The organism is Vibrio sp. E14, assembly GCF_020515785.1.
Lineage (GTDB): Bacteria > Pseudomonadota > Gammaproteobacteria > Enterobacterales > Vibrionaceae > Vibrio > Vibrio diabolicus.
In genome coordinates, this window is record NZ_JAHPJI010000009.1 from 85,877 (window position 1) to 108,638 (window position 22,762).

Sequence of the window (22,762 nt, forward strand, 5' to 3'; positions counted from 1 at the left end):
AGTTCTCTCGTTTGGTATTAACCAACCCTGTGATCAAGCATTTATTTAGATTGGTCTATCTATTTTCTTTCTTCACATAACCTTGCCTTTAGTACCGACAAAGCTGTTTTAACCCTGCTTTTTGTAATAAAATAACAGCTAGAATTTACTAGTAATGAGAGCAAAAGATGTCAACAACTGGTCGTATTCACTCATTTGAGTCATGTGGTACCGTAGACGGACCTGGTATTCGTTTTATCGTCTTCTTGCAAGGTTGTTTGATGCGCTGTAAGTATTGCCACAATCGCGATACATGGGATACGCATGATGGCAAAGAAGTTACGGTTGAAGAGATCATTTCCGAAGCGAAAAGTTACCGCCACTTCATGAATGCATCAGGTGGTGGCGTTACTTGTTCTGGCGGCGAAGCGATGCTTCAGCCTGAATTTGTACGAGACTTTTTCCGCGCAGCTAAGGCAGAAGGTATTCATACGTGTCTAGATACGAACGGTTATGTTCGTAAACACACTGATGTTATCGATGAAGTACTGGATGCAACAGACTTAGTAATGCTTGATATCAAGCACATGAAAGATGAAGTGCACCAAGATCTCATCGGCGTATCGAACCGACGTACATTGGACTTTGCTCGTTACTTGCAAAAAATCGGAAAGAAAACTTGGATTCGCTATGTAGTCGTGCCAGGTTACACGGATGATCCTGAAGCAGCACACATGCTTGGTGAGTTTATTAAAGATATGGATAACATCGAAAAGATCGAGTTACTTCCTTATCACAAATTGGGTGCCCATAAATGGGAAGCATTGGGCTTAGAATACCCACTCGAAGGGGTAAACCCTCCACCGAAAGAAACCATGGACGAGATTCAATCCATTCTTGCGCAGTACAACGATAACGTAAAATACTAAGTGAACAGCAAGACTAACCTCTTTAAAATACCAGCATATTGCTGGTATTTTTTTAACTATACCTAAGTACCTTCAATGAATCTCTATGAGGTGATTTAGGTATAAAAAGAACAATAGAAATGATTGCGTCATGATCGCATAGGAAGGTAGTAACATGGATTGGTTTAACTTGGGCTCGCTGGTTGTCATACTTTGGATAGTACTCGCCTACTGTCTACCAGATTGGAAAAAAGTAGTTTGGCCCAAGCTTGAAAAGGAAAAAGCATTTCAGCACCTCGTTTTCGCAACACTCTTTTTTTTCAGTATCTTATGGGCAACTCAAGCTGGCGTAAAAGAAGGACTACAGATTCATTTTCTCGAGCTAACAACGCTGACGATGATGTATGGTTGGCGTATGGCCTTTCTAATCAGTATCCCTGCAATGCTGGTCAATCACCTGCTACATGATGTGTCGTTGTTACAGTTACCCACGTCTTTAGTATTGTCTGCCCTGCTTCCTATCTTCATTAGTTACCTCGTCTTTCTTTTGAGTTATCACTACTTGCCAAGAAACATTTTTGTATTCATCTTCGTTGCAGGTTTTTTCAACGGCGCGATAACAGGAAGCCTGCATCTGCTGATTAACTCCTTTTACCATTTATCGGTTGGTCATTACGATTGGGAAACCATTCAACATAACTACTTTATTTTTGTACCGTTGCTTGCCTTCCCTGAGGGCCTATTAAATGGTATGTCACTGGCGGTTTTAACCGTATTCAAGCCAGAGTGGCTAAGAGTATTTTCAGACCGAGACTACATATACAATCATTACCATAAATAAGTGTTTTTAAACTGGTCAAAAGTGACAGTTCTTGCCATTTTTTAGTATTAAATATGTGTTGAGATCATGTTTCACTCATGTCTTAAGCGTTAACCTAAGCACATTAAAAATGTATTAGATATCTAGTGAGGTCATCATGGAAATGTCAAACGCTCAACGTTTGATTCTATCAAACCAATACAACCTTATGTCTCAACTTGATCCAAGTAATGCGGCCAAATACAAACGCTTACAAACGATCGTTGAACGTGGCTATGAGCTACAAATGCGTGAGTTGAATAAAGATTTCGGCTGTCTGTCAGAAGCGGAGTGTCGTGAGATCATCGACGTTATGGAGATGTATCACGCGATGCAAGAATCTTACAACATGCTCGATACCGAAGATCGTAACAAAGTGGATCAGCGCCGCTTGCAGTTCCTTGGGTTTGATATTGCTTCTGAGGCCCAACAAGTCCATTACGTACGCTTCCTTATTGATTCTGAAGGTCTGTACCCTCAATTTGATAAAGCAGACCATCACTTTAACAGCCAAATGCCAATGCTGGATAAATACCGTCGTATGCTACAAACTTGGCGCAACTGCCCTCGTCAGTACCATTTATGCGAAAACGAGCTTGCACAAATCTTCAGCGCATAAACTATTCGTCTACGAAAAGGAAAGCACTCGCTTTCCTTTTTTATTTGCCCTGTCACAACCTTACCGCTGCTTTTCCGTCTTCTTACGCTTACCTTATGCGATGTAGAGCAATGAATCACTGAGACTCGTCTGTCTTTGCCAAATATCTGATTTCTATTGCACCTATTCACGACATAAATTCATCTTCAGTGAAAGAGTGATTCAAATGTCACTTTTGCAATAAATTCATAATTGTTAAGCAAAATTGCAAATCCCCGACTAGGCTTAAGTAGAGAAAGGCTGTGATTGAAAGATTCATACCCACCGCTCACCGTTGTAATGAAAAAACTGTCCATAAAGCAAAGTCTTTGGTGTCGCCAATCTTACATTCTGTACGAACCAAATGTGATAACAGGACGTATATTCAAACAACAAGGAGCATAACAATAGGTGGGAAAGCCTGAATCAACGTTCGTCGGTAGACTGACTATTAAAGGGGAAAGCGACATGAGTATTTTCGACCACTATCAATCAAGATATGAAGCTGCAAAAGATGAAGAGATGTCGTTACAGGAGTTTCTAGCCCTGTGTAAGGATGACAAAAGCGCTTATGCTAATGCAGCAGAACGCCTACTGATGGCGATCGGTGAACCAGAGATAATTGATACGGCAAAAGACCCGAGATTGAGCCGCATCTTCTCGAATCGTGTTATCTCTCGTTATGAAACCTTTAAAGATTTTTATGGTATGGAAGATGCCATAGAGCAAATTGTGTCTTACCTAAAACACGCGGCGCAAGGTTTAGAGGAACGTAAGCAGATCCTTTACCTACTCGGTCCTGTCGGCGGTGGTAAGTCCTCACTTGCTGAAAAACTTAAGGCTTTGATGGAACAGATGCCTATCTATGTTCTTACTGCTAATGGCGAACGTAGCCCAGTGAATGACCATCCATTCTGTCTATTCAAAGCCACGGAAGACGGCGATATTTTGAAAAAAGAATATGGCATCGAGCAACGTTATCTTCGCTCGATTATGTCGCCATGGGCCGCTAAGCGCCTTCATGAATTTGGCGGCGATATCACTAAATTTAAGGTAGTGAAAGTTCGCCCTTCAATTCTCGATCAGATCGGTATTGCTAAAACAGAACCTGGGGATGAAAACAACCAAGATATTTCATCACTGGTTGGTAAAGTCGATATCCGTAAACTCGAACATTATTCGCAAGACGACCCAGATGCCTACAGCTACTCCGGTGCGCTGTGTAAAGCAAACCAAGGTTTAATGGAATTCGTTGAGATGTTCAAAGCGCCGATCAAAGTACTTCACCCACTATTGACGGCAACGCAAGAAGGTAACTTCAACGGTACTGAAGGTCTATCTGCGATTCCATTCGACGGTATGATTCTGGCTCACTCGAACGAATCTGAGTGGCAGACCTTCCGTAATAACAAAAATAACGAAGCCTTCCTCGACCGTGTGTACATTGTAAAAGTACCTTACTGTCTCCGCGTATCCGAAGAAGTGAAAATTTACCAAAAACTGCTTGAAAACAGTGAGCTGTCTCAGGCTCCTTGTTCTCCAAGCACGCTCGAAACTCTAGCGCAATTCAGTATTCTTTCACGCCTGAAAGAGCCTGAAAATTCATCCATTTTCTCAAAAATGCGCGTCTACGATGGTGAAACGCTCAAAGACACCGATCCAAAGGCAAAAAGCTATCAAGAGTATCGTGATTATGCGGGTGTCGATGAAGGCATGAATGGTCTCTCTACACGTTTCGCCTTTAAGATTTTGTCACGCGTATTTAACTTTGATCAAACAGAGGTGGCAGCTAACCCTGTACATCTGTTCTATGTGATTGAACAACAGGTTGAACGTGAACAGTTCCCTGCTGAAACGGCAGAGAAATATCTCGAGTTCTTGAAAGGCTATCTAGTGCCTCGCTACGTTGAATTTATCGGTAAAGAGATTCAGACCGCTTATCTCGAGTCTTACTCTGAATACGGTCAGAATATCTTCGACCGCTATGTCACCTATGCAGACTTCTGGATTCAAGACCAAGAGTACCGAGATCCAGAAACTGGTCAGCTATTTGATCGATCTTCACTCAACGCTGAGCTAGAGAAGATCGAGAAAACCGCTGGTATTTCTAACCCGAAAGATTTCCGAAACGAAATCGTTAACTTTGTGCTTCGTGCGAAAGCGAATAACAATGGTCAAAACCCGGTTTGGACCAGCTACGAAAAACTGCGCACAGTAATCGAGAAAAAAATGTTCTCCAATACCGAAGAGCTACTTCCGGTTATCTCATTTAATGCGAAAACCTCTTCTGAAGATCAGAAGAAGCATGACGACTTTGTCGCTCGCATGATGGAAAAAGGCTATACCGAGAAACAGGTTCGCCTACTTTCTGAGTGGTACCTACGAGTACGTAAGTCATCCTAACCCAGTATTGAGTTAGGTCGCTTGTGAAACATGAAGAGGGCTATTTCATGGCGCAATTTATAGACCGAAGGCTCAATGGCAAGAACAAGAGCGCTGTTAATCGACAGCGCTTCTTGAAGCGCCACAAAGAGCAAATAAAAGAGTCGGTAGCAGACGCAGTGAATCGACGCTCGATTACGAATACGGAAACGGGCGAAGACGTCTCTATCCCTCACAAAGACATCAATGAGCCGATCTTTCATCAAGGCAAAGGTGGTGTTCGCGAACGAGTTCATCCCGGCAATGACCAGTTCATTACTGGTGATAAAATTGAGCGTCCTAAAGGTGGCGGTCAAGGTAGTGGCTCGGGAGAAGGCAATGCCAGTCCAGATGGAGAAGGCCAAGACGAATTTGTATTCCAAATATCAAAAGATGAGTACCTCGATATTTTGTTCGAAGATCTCGAGCTGCCTAATCTAGAAAAAAACCAAATTGCCAAAATTACTGAATGGAAAACGCACCGCGCAGGCTTTCAAACTGCTGGTATCCCTTCAAACATTGCGGTAGTACGTTCGCTACAACAATCTCTTGCACGACGTACGGCAATGACCGCAGGTAAGAAACGTCTTCTCAAAGAGCTAGAAGATGAACTTGCTCGTATCAAAAACATTGAACCCGCTCAGCAGTTTGAAGAGAACCGCTTGAAGGCTGAAATTGAAGAGCTGCGTAAGAAAATTGAGGGGGTTCCATTTATTGACACCTTCGACTTACGCTTTAAAAACTATGAAAAACGCCCTGTACCATCTAGTCAAGCTGTGATGTTTTGTTTGATGGACGTATCGGGCTCGATGGATCAAGCAACGAAAGACATCGCAAAACGTTTTTACGTTCTGTTATACCTGTTCTTAACTCGTACTTACGAGAATGTAGACGTTGTCTTTATTCGCCACCACACCCAAGCGAAAGAAGTGGACGAGCACGAGTTCTTCTACTCGCAAGAAACCGGGGGCACCATTGTATCCAGCGCATTGAAACTGATGGACGAAATCGTAAAAGAGCGCTATCCAATTGGACAATGGAACATTTATGCTGCGCAAGCATCCGATGGTGATAACTGGGCAGATGACTCGCCAAGATGCCGCGATCTATTAGTGAACAAACTACTGCCAAACTGTCAGTACTACTCCTACATAGAGATCACACGACGCTCGCACCAAACTTTATGGCATGAGTACGAAAAACTCACCGATGAATTTCCGAACTTCGCAATGAAAAACATTCGCTCTGTGGAGGATATTTTCCCAGTCTTCCGTGAACTATTCCAAAAAGAAACGGCGTAAGGAGGCTAGCGATGAGTACCGCAACGAAAAACCTCTCAGGAGAGGCGCCTAAGAAGCGTAATAGCAAAATGCTGCCAGATGGACCGGATTGGACATTTGAGCTGTTGGAACGCTACCACAAAGAGATTAAGCGTGTCGCACAACACTATCGCCTAGACACTTACCCTAACCAGATAGAAGTGATTACTTCCGAACAAATGATGGATGCCTACTCAAGTATTGGTATGCCCATCAATTACAACCACTGGTCGTTTGGTAAAAAGTTCATCCAAACGGAACAGAACTATAAGCATGGTCAAATGGGGTTAGCCTACGAGATTGTCATTAACTCCAATCCGTGTATCGCCTATTTGATGGAAGAAAACACCGTGACAATGCAAGCGCTGGTGATTGCTCACGCTTGTTACGGGCACAACTCTTTCTTCAAAGGTAATTATCTGTTCCAAACCTGGACGGACGCTAGCTCCATCATCGATTATTTGCTGTTTGCCAAAAAGTACTTAGCTGAATGTGAGGAGCGATATGGAGTACAGGAAGTGGAAAAACTGCTCGACTCCTGCCACGCCTTAATGAACTTTGGTGTAGATCGTTACAAGCGACCAGAGAAAATCTCCATTACCGAAGAGAAAGCGCGACAAGAAGAACGCGAGGCATACTTACAGTCTCAAGTGAATGAATTGTGGCGCACAGTACCAAGAGCCAAAACCAAAGAGGAAGATCTTAAAGAACGGTTCCCAAGCGAGCCTCAGGAAAACTTGCTCTACTTTTTCGAAAAGCATGCCCCGCTACTAGAGCCGTGGCAACGTGAAGTCGTGCGGATTGTACGCAAAATCAGTCAGTATTTTTATCCGCAAAAACAAACGCAGGTAATGAACGAAGGCTGGGCAACATTCTGGCATTACACCATTCTCAACCATCTTTACGATGAGGGTTTGGTATCCGAAAAGTTCATACTAGAGTTCTTACATAGCCATACCAGTGTGGTAGCTCAACCGCCTTATAATAGCCCTTACTTTAATGGTATTAATCCATACGCCTTGGGCTTTGCAATGTTCCGAGATATTAAACGTATCTGTGAAGAACCAACTGATGAGGACAAGGAGTGGTTTCCGGATTTGGCAGGAACCGATTGGTTAGATGCGGTACATTTCGCGATGCATAATTTCAAAGATGAAAGCTTCATTAGCCAATACCTTTCTCCGAAATTAATGCGTGATTTCAAGCTGTTTGCGATCAACGATGATGACCACAAAAACTTTATTGAAGTCGCCGCGATACACGATGAGATGGGTTATAAACGCATTAGAGAAACCTTAGCCGCTCAGTACAACTTATCTAACCTTGAGCCAAACATTCAGGTATTTAATGTCGATGTTCGTGGGGACCGCTCACTCACGTTGCAATACGTACCTCATAACCGAATCCCGCTTGATGACAGTTACGAAGAAGTTCTGAAACACGTATACCGATTGTGGGGATTTGATGTCATTCTGCAAGAAGTAAAAGACACAGGTCACCGAGAAGTCTTAGCGACCTGCCCTAAACGAAGCCAATATGACACAAACATCTAACTAATACTTGGATATAAGCAACAAAAAGGCTCCTAATTCAGGAGCCTTTCTCGTTCTTAATTCAATGTGACCTTTGGTTATGCTTGCTTCGCCACAATAGCGCGCACCGCCTCTAGATCTTCTGGCGTATCAACGCCGGCTGCTGGCGCTTCTTTCGCTACCGCTACATGAATTTTTTCACCGTACCAAAGCACTCGTAGTTGCTCAAGGCACTCGATCTGCTCCAATGCGCTCGGAGCCCAGTTTACATACGTATTAATGAAACCAGCTCGATAAGCATAAATACCAATATGACGCATTAATGGGTTGGCAATGATTTTGTCTTGTTTGGCAAAGTTATCGCGATCCCAAGGGATAGTTGCTCGGCTAAAGTACATCGCATAGCCTTGCTCATTAGCCACAACTTTAACTGCATTCGGATTGAACACTTCTTCTTCCGAGTCTATTTCTACGGCTAATGTCGCCATCGGAGCGTCACACCCCGATAAGTTATCAGCAACCTGACGAATGATAGACGGTGGAATCAAAGGCTCGTCCCCTTGCACATTAACAATAATGTGGTCTGCAGGAATAGCCATCTTTTCAACAACTTCAGCAAGGCGTTCAGTACCTGATTCGTGGTTAGGAGAGGTCATACAGACTTTACCACCAAACGACGAGACAGCATCAGCAACACGCTCGTCATCAGTTGCCACGATAACATCTTCCGCACCCGCTTGTAGCGCTTGCTCGTAAACCCACTGAACCATTGGCTTACCGCCAATATCCGCCAACGGTTTACCAGGCAAACGGCTCGATGCGTAACGCGAAGGAATGACAACCGTAAAAGACATTAGCGTCCCTCATCCATACTCATAGTACGAGCCTCAGGCTCGAGCAGAACGGGAATACCCTCTTTGATCGGGTAAGCGAGGCGATCCAATTTGCAGATCAACTCTTGATTCTCTTTATCGTACGTCAGCTTACCTTTGCAAACAGGGCAAGCTACAATCTCAAGCAGACGGTGATCCATAAGCCGCTTTAACCTCTTTTATTCTATTTAAAATTTGCTCTGCATCGTTTGGTTCAAACTGGGCAGATACAGGCAGATACCACCAATTATCTTGCGCATAATGGCTGCACTTGACAGCATCTTTCTCGGTCATAATCACATTGGCCCCTTGTTGAGCCAATGCTTCTAATTCTTGTTGGTCAAAGTCTTGATGGTCAGCAAAACCTTTTGTGACTTTAACATCTGCGTTCATCGATTTTAGTGTATGAAAAAATCGTGGTGGATGCCCAATCCCTGCAAATGCCACTAGCTCTTTTAACTCAGAAACTTCCACAAGTTGCTTAGTCTTGAGGTTAATGGCTTTAGATGGCGCTAAAGTCATTGCGATTTCGCCCGTATGTGCTTGACCGCCATTGGTGATGATAAAGTCGACTTCAGCAAGACGCTCGACCCCTTCACGAAGTGGGCCAAGCGGAATGAGGCTTTCATTCCCAAATCGGCGATTCCCATCCACAATCACTAACTCAATATCACGGCCTAACGCATAATGTTGTAACCCATCGTCCGTAATAATGATATCCACACCTGACTCTAACAGTGCTTTCACAGCATTTGAACGCACCGGGTCTACCGCAACAGGCGCTCCTGTTCGGCGATGAATCAACTTAGGCTCATCACCACAATGTTTCGCAGGCGTATCTTCTTTTAGCACTAACGGATAGGCCGGAGCTTTTGCTCCATAGCCACGAGAAACGACCCCTGGCTTAAGCCCAAGCTGTTGCAGTTGCTCAACAAGCCAAACCACAACTGGCGTTTTGCCATTACCACCAGCTGTGATATTGCCGACAACAATAACAGGGATAGGCGCGTTGTAGGCTTGCTTACGGCCTGTTTGATATTGCTTTCGCTTAGACTTACTTATTGCTCCAAATAATACACTCAGTGGCCACAAAAGCGGCCACAAGAGGTATTTTATTGGATGGTTTTCAAACCAGATTTTTTCAACCACCGCGTCTATTCACCAAACTGAATACGGTGCAATTGTGCATACGCACCATTTTTTGCAATAAGATCGGCGTGGTTGCCACGCTCAATGATGGCGCCATCATCAACCACAAGAATTTCATCGGCTTTCTCGATTGTTGATAAGCGGTGCGCAATCACGAGTACCGTTTTGTCTTTCTGCAGCTCATCTAATGCAGCTTGGATAGCGCGTTCTGATTCCGTATCCAAAGCAGAGGTCGCCTCATCAAGAATTAATACCGGTGCATCACGCAATAGAGCACGTGCAATAGCGACACGTTGACGTTGACCGCCAGATAGACTCGCGCCATTTTCACCAATCATGGTATCAAGTCCATCATCCATTTTGCTGATGAATTCCATAGCATGCGCGAGTTTTGCCGCTTTCTCTATATCACTACGCTCGTATTTTCCATCCGTTGCGTAAGCAATATTGTTTGCAATCGTGTCATTAAATAAATGAACATTTTGTGATACTAGCGCAAACTGCTGACGCAAGTTCTTTAGCTCGTATTCACGAATATCATGTCCGTCTAATGTGATAGAGCCACTATCAACATCATAGAAACGATTGAACAAGTTCGCGATGGTACTTTTACCGGAACCGGAACGACCAACCAGCGCAACGGTCTTCCCTCTTGGAATATCGAAGCTGACATTTTCCAATGCTGGCTTTTCTGCGCCAGTATAAGTAAAGCTTACGTTTTTAACTGAAACATCGCCATTTGCGCGTTCAACTGTCAACTTACCTTCGTTTTTCTCAGGCTCAAGGTCAATCAACGCAAAGAGCGTTTGGCTCGCAGCCATACCACGTTGGAACTGAGAGGTAACGTTAGTAAGCGCTTTAAGCGGACGCATTAAACCGAACATCGCAGAGAATACAACGGTAAATGTACCTGGAGTCAGTTGCTCTTTAATCGAGTCAATACTTGCTAAGTAAAGAACGGCAACAATAGCAAGTGACGCAATCATTTGGATGATAGGGTTAGCCGCTGCTTGAGCTGTCACCAACTTCATGCTTTGTTGACGCATTTGGTTGCTGACCTTCTCAAATCGTTTACGTTCGATATCCTGGCCGCCGTAGCTCAGCACGACTTTATGGCCTTTAAGCATCTGCTCTGCTGACGCAGTCACGTTGCCCATCATTGTCTGCATATTTTTGGATATTTTTCTAAAACGTTTAGAAACGACACCAATACCCCACGCGACAACGGGAGCAACAGCAAACAGCACTAACGACAACTGCCAGCTGTTGTAAAACATCAGGACTAACAGGCCAATGATACTTGCACCTTCGCGAACGATGCTCACTAACGCTTGGCTAGTTGCCGCAGATACTTGCTCTGAATCGTAGGTAATGCGTGACAATAAATTGCCCGTCTTTTCCTTATCGAAGTAAGACACAGGCATATGCATAAAGTGATTGAATACCATACGGCGGACTTGCATAACCACATTGCCGGATACCCAGCTCAAACAGTATGTGGAGACAAATCCACTTATGCCACGGACAAACATCATGGCAAAAATAATCAATGGAAGCGTGCGTAGAAAATCAGATTCAGCGTTCCCAAAACCTTCATCTAGTAATGGTTTTAATAGGGAAATCATATAGGTATCTGATATAGCATTAATAACTAATGCAATGACTGCAACGACAAGACCTGACTTGTAAAGGCGAATAAATTGCCATAGACGCTTAAACGTCTGCCAAGTCGTTTCATCAGTATTTATCGACATAGAAGTGCTTTGTTTTCTTACATTAAGACTCTCATTCTACTCCCTTACGCAGCATCTGCCTATACCAAGGCTCAAATGTATCGCTACGTTTGGTTTCTGAGAGCCAATTATCACGGTGAATAGAGAAGCTTACCTGACCATATTCCCCAGTATCAAGCCAAGTAATGTCAAGCTTGCGATATGCTGCAACAACATGTTCTGCCGGCATTCCCCATTGATTATTTTTTGCCAAAGAAGCAACGGCCACACTCGGGTTTACCGCTTCAATAAAGCGAGGATTCGACGAACTTTTACTACCATGATGAGGGACCAACATCACATCACTTTTTAACTTTTCAGGCTCCCTGAGCAAGATCCACTCACTAATGGTCTCAATATCACCAGTAAAAAGCATACTGAACGTAGAAATGGGGTCGGTAAGACGTAGCACACAGGAGTGCGGATTATATGCGCGTTGAACAAGAGCAGGAGGCCAAAGTACTTCTATATTTAATCCTTGCCATTTCCAATGATCGCCGCGAGTACAAGACTCATATCCGATAAAATTTTGGCTACTGAGTTTGCGCTGCGGCGAAAAGGAATCTTCAATGAACAAGCGTCCTCCTGCATGGTCATTGTCGGAATGGCTGAGGATCATCGTATCGATGCTTTCATAACCTCGTTGATGCAAGACCGGAGTGACGACCTGCTCCGTAATACTGCCATTTTGCCATGCTTTACCTGTGTCATAGAGCAACACTTTATCGTCTTTTTCTACAATCACCGCAAGGCCATGGCCCACATCTAGTACATCAATGCGCCAATGTTGCTGATCATACTCCGATGTGAGCTGAATACTAATTACAATGCTAAGTAACAAACACCACGCGAAATGAAACATGAATCGTTGAAACACCAAGCAAACAATTCCCGCGAGAATCAACCCTGTCATTTCTATACTAATGGGTTGCCAAGAGCCTATCGCATACTGTATTGACGTGCTCAATGGCTGCAATGACCAGTCCACCAACTGCCACAGAGGCTTTGCTATCATTTCAAGAAATAAAGATGAGAACAGGGCCAGAAACATCAAAGGCACAACGATAAATCCGAACCAAGGAATAAACGCCAAGTTGTATGCAATTGATGACAAACTGAAACCAGAAAAGTAATAGCCACTAATAGGCACGATTAACACACTCAACATCAATTGAGTAAGCAATAGCACTTTTAACTTCGCCTTCCAGCCCCCGTTTTGATGCCGAATCAAATTGATTGCGAACAAAACTGCGCAAACTGACAAATACGATAACCAAAAACTCATGCTATACGATGCAAAAGGTTGAACAAGCAGTTGTAGCGCTACCGCAAGCAAAAGTACCCGCCAGGAAGCCCAGTGCACTAAGGTATACTTGAGAACGACGTAAATAACACATACCGACACCGCGCGGGTAGTAGGTAATGAGAAGTCCGCTAACCAAGCATAGGCAACGGCAAACATCAGCCCACATAAGCTAGGCAATAGCTGGTATTGAGGTAACGTATAACGAATGGCACCGCCCACCACTAGCCCAAAAGTGAACGCCATACCAATATGTAAGCCCGAAATCGAGACCAAGTGCAGTAAACCACTGTCTCTGAGTGCTTGCCAATCTTCCTTAGATAACCAAGAGCGATCGGCAAAAACTAACGCATTTATTAACGAGAAATGATGAAGGGAGGACACATCCTCCGAAACATCAGCGATAATGGCTTGGCGAAAAGATGTAGTAGAGCGAATAATCCAGGTAACATCCTCGTTAACAACACCGCGTGCGATAATGCTTTTACCCATTGCGTGCTTTTCGGCGTCAAAACCAGCTTCGTTGCGTAGGCCTGTAATCGGCTTTAACGAGACGGATGTCGTAAACTCACTGTTAACATCGAGTGGAAAACGCGTAATAAGACGGATTTTAGGTTTAAGAAAAGGTAACAGAGTTTGAGAATTTACCTTTTTTAGAGCCACAATGCCTTCATATCCGTGACTTATTTGCGTAAAAGGGCTGTCAACTTTACCAATTATGGTAATATTCTCCCCTGCTTGAAAAAGGGCTTGTCTCTGAGACTCCAATACATTGCCGTGGACGATGACAACCATAAAGCCCGCAATTGCGCCTATGCTAATTAAGCCACGACGTAATTTGATTATTGAGCCAGTGGTTATTATTCCCAGCAGCAACCAACGCCAATCTGGTATTGTCGGCCACCAAGCTGACGAAATTACGCTCGCTACAAATAACGCCAAGGTCCAACTTTTTTCTAAGAGAGTCATGCTGTCCTATGCCTAGAAAGCTGATAAAACGCTTCATGCCAGATCATGAATTGATCAAACGCCAAAAAGCATTGAAGGTCTTCGGCAATGTGTTGTACAACCCGAACTTGTGGTGTTTAAATCGTCGCTCTGCGTCCGGGGCTTTTGCTGTTGGGTTATTTATGGCATTTGTTCCGCTACCAAGCCAAATGATCATGGCTGCAGGTTTGGCAATCATGCTTGGCGTCAATTTACCTCTCTCCGTCGCTTTGGTATGGATAAGCAACCCTATCACCATGCCTGTGTTATTTTATTTTGCGTATAAGCTTGGCGCTTTAGTGATGCATGTTCCTCCGCAACCTTTCCACTTTGAACTTTCGTGGGAATTCATCATGCAACAGATGAGCACTATTGGCCCTCCATTCTTATTAGGCTGTGCTATCTGTGGTGTCGTATCCGCGATTATTGGCTACTTCGGCATTAGAGGACTTTGGCGCTACTCAGTGGTTCGGAGCTGGCAAAAACGCAAAATAAGATAAGACGTTACTGCATAAAAATCAGCATTTGCGCTATCAGTTGAGGGGCACCTAACAGTTAGAATGAAACACGATGTCGCTCAAGTTGGACAAATACAAAAAAGGACCGAATTCGGTCCTTTTTGCTTTTCTCGTATTGTAAAACGGTTGGTTATTTAGAACTCAGCACCGCTGCTGGATTTAACTTCGCGGCGCGAGAAGCGGGATACCACGTTGCAAGTAAACTCAAAACGATCGCCGTCACCGACACCAATGCTACGTCTGGCCAGTGTAACTGTGATGGTAAGAAGTCGACGAAGTAAATATCACCCGATAAAAACTGATGACCGATTAAGCTCTCTAACCCTTTAATTAACGGAGTCAGGTTTAACGCCACTAAGACACCAATAACACTGCCGACGAGACTGCCAAATACACCAGAGAACACGCCTTGCCAAACAAAGATACGTTTGATTAGGCTATCTTTTGCTCCCATTGTTCGCAAAATTGCAATTTCTGCGGCTCGATCTTTCACTGCCATCATCAGCGTAGACACAATGTTAAAACATGCCACGCCAATCACGAGTACCATCACCAAGTACATAATGGTGCGCACGAGCTGAATATCGCGATACAAAAAACCAAACTTTTGCTGCCAGCTTTTCAAATACACGTAAACATCCACCATGCTACCTACCTCACGAACAATAGAAGGCGCATTGAGAACATCATCCGTTTTTAGTGAAATGCCAGTGACCCCTTCCCCTAACCTCGCGTATTGCTGAGCATCCGCTAATGGCACTAACGCTAAAGAATGGTCTATTTGGCCATTCAACGTTAAGAACCCAGACACCTTCACGCGCACACGCTTGGGAGCCTGCACTTTGTTTGCGCCGCCAGTTTGCGGAATCATCAACGTAATGTAATCCCCCACTGCGACATTTAGCTCGTTTGCAACACCTCGGCCTAAGATCACTTGCTTCTGACCGGCATAAAAGTTTTGCCAAGCTTCTTGGTCAATAAAATTCGATAAGCTCGACACCGCTTGCTCGAAAGTAGGCTCTACGCCACGAACTTCTATCGCTTTTAGCTTACTGCCTTTTTCTGCTAACCCCGTAAAACGAACGTACGGCGCTGCCGCAACAACATCTTCATGGTTTAGGGCTTGATTCATCGTTTTGGTGTAGTTATGAAGCGGACCATTAACGCCTTCCAACTCACCGTGTGGAATAACTGACAACACACGCGATTGCAGCTCGCGCTCAAAGCCATTCATTGCAGAAAGACCGATAATGATCACGGCTACACCAACCGCAATGCCAATCGTTGAAGAAAGCGAAATGAAAGACACCATCTTGTTGCGCTTTTTCGCTCGACTGAAGCGACCACCAATCATCAATGCTAAAGAGGTAAACAAAATTAGCCCTCCGCAAACGCAGTATCAGTCACAAAACGATCTACGAGCAAACCATCTTGCATGTGCATTTGACGATCCATTTTCGCCGCCAGCTCTTTGTCATGCGTGACAACCAAAAATGCAATGTTTGACTCTTTATTGAGCTCGCGCATCAAATCATAGATAGACAGTGCCGTATTGTGATCTAAGTTCCCCGTTGGTTCATCGGCCAAGACCAGATCAGGTTTATTCACCAATGCACGCGCAATCGCAACACGCTGACGCTCACCGCCCGATAACTCGGAGGGTCTATGTTGCATCCGATGACTCAAACCAACTTTATCTAACAGCGCTTTAGCCGCCTGTTTTGCATCCGCTACTTTAGCACCGCCAATCATCAGTGGCATCGCCACGTTTTCAAGCGCAGTAAAATCAGCTAACAAGTGATGAAACTGGTATACAAAACCAAGGTGCTTGTTGCGTAAAGCCGCCTGTTTATTCGAACTTAAAGCTGATAGGTTTTGCCCTAGAAAATCAACTTCACCATGAGTTGCGTCATCTAACGCCCCTAAAATATGCAATAAGGTACTTTTCCCAGAACCAGAAGAGCCAACAATAGAAACCAGCTCCCCTTTATCGATATCGAAACTTACGCCTTTCAACACTTCCGTATCTAACGAACCCTCTCGGTAGACTTTACGAATATCACGACATTCTAATAGCTTATTCATAGCGAAGTGCCTCAGCAGGTTTAACAGAAGATGCTCGATAAGAAGGATAAAGCGTAGCAGCAAGGCTAAGAGCAATCGCCAACACCACCACTAAAAGAATTTGCAGTGAATCAATCAAGATGGGTAGATGACCACCAAAACTGAATAGCGCCACACCAGCAGATTCAAGAATAGCGTTCAGGTTAAGTGACAAGATCACGCCCGCAGCACCACCAACAATCGCGCCAATTACACCACTGCTTGCACCTTGCACCATGAAAATGGTCATCACTTGAGATTGAGTCATGCCTTGAGTTTTCAATATTGCGACTTCTGATTGCTTCTCCATCACCACCATGATTAAGGCGGAGATAATATTGAATGCAGCAACGCCCACTATCAGACCTAGCATGAGTCCCATCATGTTCTTTTCCATTTTCACCGCTTGGAAAAGCTCACCACGCTGTTCGCGCCAATCACTCCATTGCCACCCGTCAGGCATGGGTTGATCAGCAAAATCCGTCACCATAAATGGATCAGAGAAAAAGACACGCCAACCAGAAACCGTGTCTTTCGGAAAACGCATCAGCTTAGATGCATCCGTCATGTTAACAATCATTAATTGACCATCAACGTCCGATCCCGTATTGAAAATACCAGCGACAGTAAAATTGCGCTGGCTAGGAATACGGCCAAGTGGGGTAAACTGCGTCGCGTTGGTCACCATTAAGCGCACTTTATCCCCCATTGATACCTTTAGAGCGCGCGCCAAACTATGACCTAAAAAGACATTGTAATCGCCCGCTTGAAGTGACGATAATCGCCCAGCAATCAAATGGTTGCTAATCGGGTCGCCTTTCTTTGGTTCAATGCCAATGAGGTAACCTGCCGTCAGTTGCGCAGAACTCTGAATTACAGCCTCTCCACGCACGATAGGCTCCGGTTCAGATTCACTCGACATCGCTTGAACAAATGAAGGGGCAGACTCGGTCAACGGCGTTTTTCCATCGTGTTGCGAAACAACAGCGTGAGGCAGCACACCTAAAATGCGCTCTTTTAACTGCGATTCGAACCCATTCATCACTGAAAGAACCGTCACCAACGCCATTACACCGATCGTAATACCCGCCGTCGACATATAAGAAACAAATCGGCTGAACCTATCTCCAGAGCGTCCCCGAAGATATCTCAAACCAATAAATAATGAGATAGGATGATACATATAAGACAAACCAACTGGTTGTTTTGATATAAAGCTTTAGCAGATTATCTTACCTTACTCTTCTCATTAAGAAGACAAGAGAATCGCTAAATTTGTCAACGACATGCAATAAGTCTGTATTTAGGGCAAAAAGTTCAAGGACAAATCAGGTAAACTTGATAACTTCATTCAGTTAGCGATAATCAGTGCCCTACTTCTCTTTGTTTGTTGAGTGAACAGGGAGCGCTCGCTGGCAAAAGGACCGACTATATGACAGAGCAAGAATACTTTACCGTCCATCATAATCTCACTATCAACGTCGAAACGTTGAGTGCGGATTTTGCTTTGCCAGATGAAGAAACCTTTGTCTCCGAAATTCCAGCACCGTTTATTGTTGCCAGCGAATTTAGCCATCTAGATATGTTGGCAGACAATGCACGTCTAGAGCTAAAAAACAAAGATTTAAAGCATGTGATTAACTTGCTTGATACGCAAAACGCGAAACTTAACCTCTTGTTGAGCTTTATGCTTTCACAACAAGATGACGCCTCCATTCGATACCAAACCACAAAGTTTGGCGCCAGCCAACTCAGTTACCGTTCAGATACAGCGCTATCTGCCCAACAACTCGTTCGTGTTAAACTGTTTCTCGATCATCCTGCTGCAGCGATTTACGGTTACGCTCAAGTAGAAGAATGTGAGGCTTCAGAGCAAGATTTCATTATCACTCTTAGATATAAGATGCTACGTGAATCTGACCAAGATTTGCTGATAAAAGCGGCACTATATCAACAACAAAAACTTTTACGTCAGCGCTCGATGGAGCGAGATAAAAAATAACTCCTATGACAAAAGCAACGATTCTTTCCGTCACCAATCCTTCTGAGCGTGGCGACAAAAAACAGCTAGGTAATTTACCGGGCGCGGCTCTACCTCTAGCTATTGCTGAGCTAGCCAAGCAGCATTCGAGTCACTCGCTACTCGTCGTGCCTGACCCGCAAATCGCTTTAAAACTTCAAGCGGAGATTGAACAATTCACCGACCAAACAGTAAGCCTGTTCCCTGATTGGGAAACGCTGCCTTACGATAACTTTTCTCCGCATCAAGAAATCATCTCTGAACGTATCGCGCGCCTATACCAACTGCCAAGCCAACGTGATGGCATAACCATCGTCCCGGTCAGTACAGTATTGCAACGCCAATCGCCACGTGATTTTCTGTTGCAACACACTTTAATGGTGAAAACTGGTGATCGACTCTCGCTTGAGAAGCTACGTGTACAACTTGAAAATTCGGGCTACCGCCACGTAGACCAAGTATTTGGGCCAGGTGAATACGCGAGCCGTGGGTCGATTCTGGATCTCTTTCCTATGGGCAGCGATGACCCGTATCGCATCGACTTCTTTGATGATGAGATAGATACCATTCGCACCTTTGATCCAGAGAACCAACGCTCTATCGACGATATTCAGCAAATCCAATTGCTGCCCGCGCATGAGTTCCCAACCACTAAAGAAGCGATTGAGGATTTTCGTACACGTTGGCGCACCCAATTTGAAGCACGCCGAGAGCCAGAGTCGATCTACATGCAAGTGACCAAAGGCACTTGGCCCGCGGGTATTGAGTATTGGCAACCGCTGTTTTTTGACCATACCGAGACTTTATTTGAATATTTGCCAGAAGACTCTCAAGTCATCACATATGGTGATATTGAATCTGCGGTCGATACTTTCTTAACCGATGTCGAATATCGGTACGACCAGAAAAAAGTTGATCCACTACGTCCTCTTTTGACTCCTGAACAACTTTGGCTGAAAAAAGACGAACTCTTCAGCCAACTAAAACAGCTCCCTATGGCTCAATTGAGCCTAGAGAAAGTGGTTAAGCGTGCTGGTCGTCAAAACCTACCAGTACAATCGTTAGCCGAGCTTGGCGTTCAGCAACAAAATAAAGAACCGCTTTCGCGTCTTCGTCAATTCAGTGAGCAATTCAGCGGCAAAATTGTTTTCTCGGTAGAGTCGGAAGGTCGTCGTGAAGCACTAACAGAACTGTTGCAAGGCATCAAAGTTCGCCCAGTCGTACATGGTTCACTTTACCAAGCTCTAGATTCGGGTGATCGCTTCAGTTTGATCTTAGGCGCTGCAGAGCATGGTTTCATTCACGAAGAGCTGAACTTCGCTCTGATCTGTGAAAGTGATCTTCTCGGTGACCGCGTTATCCAGCGACGCCGCAAAGATAAAAAAGCAGTCAACAGTGACACCGTTATTCGCCACCTTGCGGAATTGAAACCCGGTCAACCCGTGGTTCATATTGATCACGGCATTGGCCGCTACATCGGTTTGCAAACACTTGAAGCTGGTGGCATGAAAACGGAATACGTAACCCTTGAGTATCAAAACGATGCCAAGCTCTACGTACCAGTTTCATCACTAAACCTTATTAGCCGTTATTCAGGCGGTGCTGAAGAAAGTGCACCACTGCATAAATTGGGTGGCGAGGCTTGGGCAAAAGCACGTCGTAAAGCGGCAGAAAAAGTGCGTGATGTCGCGGCTGAGTTGCTGGATGTTTACGCTAAACGAGAATTAAAACCGGGCTTCAAATTTGAGCTAGATCGTGGGCAATACGCAACGTTTAAAGCAACGTTCCCATTTGAAGAAACGGATGACCAAGCGATGGCCATCAATGCCGTCTTGTCAGACATGTGCCAAGCAAAAGCGATGGATCGCTTAGTGTGTGGTGACGTGGGCTTTGGGAAAACGGAAGTCGCTATGCGCGCAGCATTTGTCGCAACGGATAACAGTAAACAGGTCGCCGTACTCGTACCAACAACCTTACTTGCTCAGCAGCATTTCGAAAACTTCTGTGACCGTTTTGCCAACTTGCCAATCCGAGTTGAAGTACTGTCTCGTTTTAAATCGGCCAAAGAACAAAAAGTCATTTTGCAAGACGTTGCCGATGGTAAAGTCGATATTGTCGTTGGTACACATAAGCTGCTTTCGAGCGACATTAAATTCAAAGATTTAGGTTTGTTGATCGTTGATGAGGAACACCGCTTCGGGGTTCGTCAAAAAGAAAAAGTCAAAGCAATGCGTGCGGATGTGGACATTCTTACCCTCACCGCAACACCAATTCCACGTACCTTGAATATGGCCATGAGTGGCATGCGCGATCTGTCGATCATCGCGACACCTCCAGCGCGTCGTTTAGCCATCAAAACCTTTGTTCGTCAAAGAGAAGAATCTGTGGTCCGTGAGGCGGTACTGCGTGAAATCATGCGTGGTGGTCAGGTTTACTTCCTGCACAATCAGGTAGAGACTATCGAGAAAACCGCGGAAGACTTGCAAAAGCTGATTCCTGAAGCACGAATTACCGTGGCACATGGTCAAATGCGTGAGCGCGAACTGGAGCGCATCATGAATGATTTCTACCACCAGCGCTTTAATGTGTTGGTGTGTACAACGATCATCGAGACTGGTATCGACGTACCAACGGCGAATACCATTATTATGGATCGTGCAGACAACCTTGGTTTAGCGCAACTGCACCAATTGCGTGGCCGTGTTGGACGCTCTCATCATCAAGCCTATGCTTACTTATTAACGCCACATCCAAAAGCCATGACCAAAGATGCTATCAAGCGTCTTGATGCGATTGCTTCACTGGAAGACTTAGGCGCAGGCTTTACTCTAGCAACTCACGACTTGGAAATCCGTGGGGCTGGTGAACTGCTTGGTGACGAGCAAAGTGGGCAAATTCAATCGGTTGGTTTTACACTGTACATGGAAATGCTGGAACAAGCAGTCCAAGCATTGAAAGAAGGTAAAGAACCTTCTTTGGACGAGCTGCTTCGTGAACAAACTGAAGTTGAAATGCGAATCCCAGCGCTCTTGCCAGACGATTACATCCCGGATGTTAATACACGACTGTCGATGTACAAACGTATTGCGAGCGTTACGAGTGGTGAAGAACTCTCAGAGCTCAAAGTGGAACTTATCGATCGATTTGGACTGCTTCCAGACGCGACGAAGAACTTACTTGCTGTCTCAGAATTGAAAATTTCGGCTGGTAGCCTAAAAGCGAAAAAGATAGAAGCCCATGATAAAGGCGGATTTATCGAGTTTTACCCTGATGCTGACATAAATCCAGCGTATTTGGTTAAACTGCTGCAATCACAGCCGCAAAAATTTGCAATGGAAGGTCCAACTAAGTTCAAGTTTAGCGTACCATTGGCGGACCGACGTAAACGCATTCAGTTTGTTCAAGACTTATTGAATGATTTTAAACAGAATTTATTACCAACGAGCTAATAGTCGAATGAGAATACTGATCCCGTTATTGCTTCTATGTGTCTCAATGCCTTCTTGGGCACAGCGTCAATTTGATATTGAAGTGATCATTTTCAAGCGAGCAGTCGACGCTGAAAGCACCACTGAATCTTGGCCGAATCAACTGCCAAAAATCGATATGGAAAATGTCGGCAGCTTAGAGAGTGAATCATACCGTCGCTCTAAAGGTGTAACACTACTGCCACGCTCATCTTTCCGCCTGAATGCGCAAGAAGCGGCATTAAACAACCATGCTGGGTTTAAAGTGCTTAAACACGTAGCATGGCGTCAAGGTGACCGAGGCAAATCTAGCGCCCCAATTTTCCGTATTGTTGGTGGACGAGATTTCTCTGATTCTTATCACGCAGATGGTAGTCCAATCAATGGCAGTACTCAGACATTTTCCACTGACGGTTACAGTGAGGAGACAGTCAGCGGCCCTTTGTATGAACTAGATGGTCGATTCCAAATTTACGTGCAGCATTATCTATTCGCTGAAACGACACTAGACCTGCGCGAGCCAAGTGTTAGAGAAGTGCGTTTTGAACCAACTTCAACTGAGCAATTGGCGGATGATTTAGGTGAGGTCGATGGCAATGTTCAAGTCGGTAACTTGGCGGAAATCTCCCCTACAATAACAGAAGAAAAGTTCCTCAAGAGCTACCGAATGGATCAAAAACGCCGTATGCGTAGTAGTGAGACTCATTACCTAGACAACCCATTGATGGGCATGATCATTCAAGTTCGTCGCGTTCGATAAGCACGAGTGATTCAACAAAGCGCAGCATTTGCTGCGCTTTGTTTTTATCTGTTATGTCCTCAGTTATTCCTAACCAACGCAGGGCAAGGAAAATAACTGCGTTACAGTATGAAGTAGACAGTTTTCAAATTACTTAAACTCAACATGGAAGTCGTA

At 44.6% G+C, this 22,762-nt stretch carries 18 protein-coding genes; 10 read left to right on the forward strand and 8 right to left on the reverse strand.

What is annotated here, in order from left to right; translation table 11 throughout:
• Positions 1-167 precede the first annotated feature (167 nt).
• The 6 genes from pflA (at position 168) to LIX84_RS19830 (ending at position 7,676) form a co-directional block, all read left to right on the forward strand.
• Positions 168-908, forward strand: coding sequence for a pyruvate formate lyase 1-activating protein (pflA, locus tag LIX84_RS19805; protein WP_226422017.1), 741 nt, complete (start codon positions 168-170; stop codon positions 906-908).
• A 154-nt stretch (positions 909-1,062) separates the two neighbouring features.
• Positions 1,063-1,728, forward strand: a complete 666-nt coding sequence (locus LIX84_RS19810; RefSeq protein ID WP_226422018.1) for an energy-coupling factor ABC transporter permease — start codon at positions 1,063-1,065, stop codon at positions 1,726-1,728.
• Positions 1,729-1,864: 136 nt separating this feature from the next.
• Positions 1,865-2,365 (forward strand): YfbU family protein, encoded by a 501-nt coding sequence (locus LIX84_RS19815; RefSeq protein ID WP_005390659.1) that lies wholly within the window; start codon positions 1,865-1,867, stop codon positions 2,363-2,365.
• Positions 2,366-2,851: 486 nt separating this feature from the next.
• Positions 2,852-4,786, forward strand: coding sequence for a PrkA family serine protein kinase (locus tag LIX84_RS19820; protein ID WP_005390658.1), 1,935 nt, complete (start codon positions 2,852-2,854; stop codon positions 4,784-4,786).
• Positions 4,787-4,833: 47 nt separating this feature from the next.
• Entirely contained in the window at positions 4,834-6,105 is a 1,272-nt protein-coding gene (locus tag LIX84_RS19825; protein WP_005390656.1) for a YeaH/YhbH family protein, read from the forward strand.
• 11 nt (positions 6,106-6,116) lie between these two features.
• Positions 6,117-7,676 (forward strand): SpoVR family protein, encoded by a 1,560-nt coding sequence (locus tag LIX84_RS19830; protein WP_226422019.1) that lies wholly within the window; start codon positions 6,117-6,119, stop codon positions 7,674-7,676.
• Between the two features lie 77 nt (positions 7,677-7,753).
• On the opposite strand, the gene kdsB is transcribed toward LIX84_RS19830, so the two are convergent.
• Genes kdsB through LIX84_RS19855 form a run of 5 tightly spaced genes read right to left on the reverse strand, consistent with a single transcriptional unit; the run spans position 7,754 to position 13,720 of the window.
• The gene (gene kdsB, locus LIX84_RS19835; protein WP_005390653.1) at positions 7,754-8,509 is read right to left on the reverse strand and encodes a 3-deoxy-manno-octulosonate cytidylyltransferase; all 756 of its coding nucleotides are present in this window, start codon (positions 8,507-8,509) and stop codon (positions 7,754-7,756) included.
• Positions 8,509-8,688 (reverse strand): Trm112 family protein, encoded by a 180-nt coding sequence (locus LIX84_RS19840; RefSeq protein ID WP_005390649.1) that lies wholly within the window; start codon positions 8,686-8,688, stop codon positions 8,509-8,511. The genes kdsB and LIX84_RS19840 overlap by 1 nt, the downstream gene beginning before the upstream one ends.
• Positions 8,669-9,676 (reverse strand): tetraacyldisaccharide 4'-kinase, encoded by a 1,008-nt coding sequence (gene lpxK / locus LIX84_RS19845; protein ID WP_226422020.1) that lies wholly within the window; start codon positions 9,674-9,676, stop codon positions 8,669-8,671. The genes LIX84_RS19840 and lpxK overlap by 20 nt, the downstream gene beginning before the upstream one ends.
• Positions 9,677-9,681: 5 nt before the next feature.
• Complete coding sequence (gene msbA, locus LIX84_RS19850) at positions 9,682-11,430, reverse strand: lipid A ABC transporter ATP-binding protein/permease MsbA (protein WP_005390646.1); 1,749 nt, start codon at positions 11,428-11,430, stop codon at positions 9,682-9,684.
• 31 nt (positions 11,431-11,461) lie between these two features.
• Positions 11,462-13,720 carry a DNA internalization-related competence protein ComEC/Rec2 gene (locus LIX84_RS19855; protein WP_226422021.1) on the reverse strand — a complete coding sequence of 753 codons (2,259 nt, stop codon included), beginning with the start codon at positions 13,718-13,720 and terminating at the stop codon, positions 11,462-11,464.
• Between the two features lie 8 nt (positions 13,721-13,728).
• Here LIX84_RS19855 and LIX84_RS19860 point away from each other — a divergent pair, with 8 nt between their 5' ends.
• Entirely contained in the window at positions 13,729-14,238 is a 510-nt protein-coding gene (locus tag LIX84_RS19860; RefSeq protein WP_005390643.1) for a DUF2062 domain-containing protein, read from the forward strand.
• 148 nt (positions 14,239-14,386) lie between these two features.
• Here LIX84_RS19860 and lolE read toward each other — a convergent pair whose 3' ends face one another.
• The 3 genes from lolE to lolC are packed head-to-tail and all read right to left on the reverse strand — an operon-like array spanning position 14,387 to position 17,542.
• Complete coding sequence (lolE, locus tag LIX84_RS19865) at positions 14,387-15,631, reverse strand: lipoprotein-releasing ABC transporter permease subunit LolE (RefSeq protein ID WP_226422022.1); 1,245 nt, start codon at positions 15,629-15,631, stop codon at positions 14,387-14,389.
• 2 nt (positions 15,632-15,633) lie between these two features.
• Entirely contained in the window at positions 15,634-16,341 is a 708-nt protein-coding gene (gene lolD, locus LIX84_RS19870) for a lipoprotein-releasing ABC transporter ATP-binding protein LolD (protein WP_053807148.1), read from the reverse strand.
• Positions 16,334-17,542 carry a lipoprotein-releasing ABC transporter permease subunit LolC gene (lolC, locus tag LIX84_RS19875; protein ID WP_226422023.1) on the reverse strand — a complete coding sequence of 403 codons (1,209 nt, stop codon included), beginning with the start codon at positions 17,540-17,542 and terminating at the stop codon, positions 16,334-16,336. The genes lolD and lolC overlap by 8 nt, the downstream gene beginning before the upstream one ends.
• Positions 17,543-17,791: 249 nt before the next feature.
• Here lolC and LIX84_RS19880 point away from each other — a divergent pair, with 249 nt between their 5' ends.
• Genes LIX84_RS19880 through LIX84_RS19890 form a run of 3 tightly spaced genes read left to right on the forward strand, consistent with a single transcriptional unit; the run spans position 17,792 to position 22,606 of the window.
• Entirely contained in the window at positions 17,792-18,361 is a 570-nt protein-coding gene (locus LIX84_RS19880) for a PilZ domain-containing protein (RefSeq protein ID WP_114322529.1), read from the forward strand.
• A gap of 5 nt (positions 18,362-18,366) precedes the next feature.
• Positions 18,367-21,828 (forward strand): transcription-repair coupling factor, encoded by a 3,462-nt coding sequence (gene mfd / locus LIX84_RS19885; RefSeq protein WP_226422024.1) that lies wholly within the window; start codon positions 18,367-18,369, stop codon positions 21,826-21,828.
• 7 nt (positions 21,829-21,835) lie between these two features.
• The gene (locus tag LIX84_RS19890) at positions 21,836-22,606 is read left to right on the forward strand and encodes a peptidoglycan binding protein CsiV (protein ID WP_006742156.1); all 771 of its coding nucleotides are present in this window, start codon (positions 21,836-21,838) and stop codon (positions 22,604-22,606) included.
• Positions 22,607-22,762 lie beyond the last annotated feature (156 nt).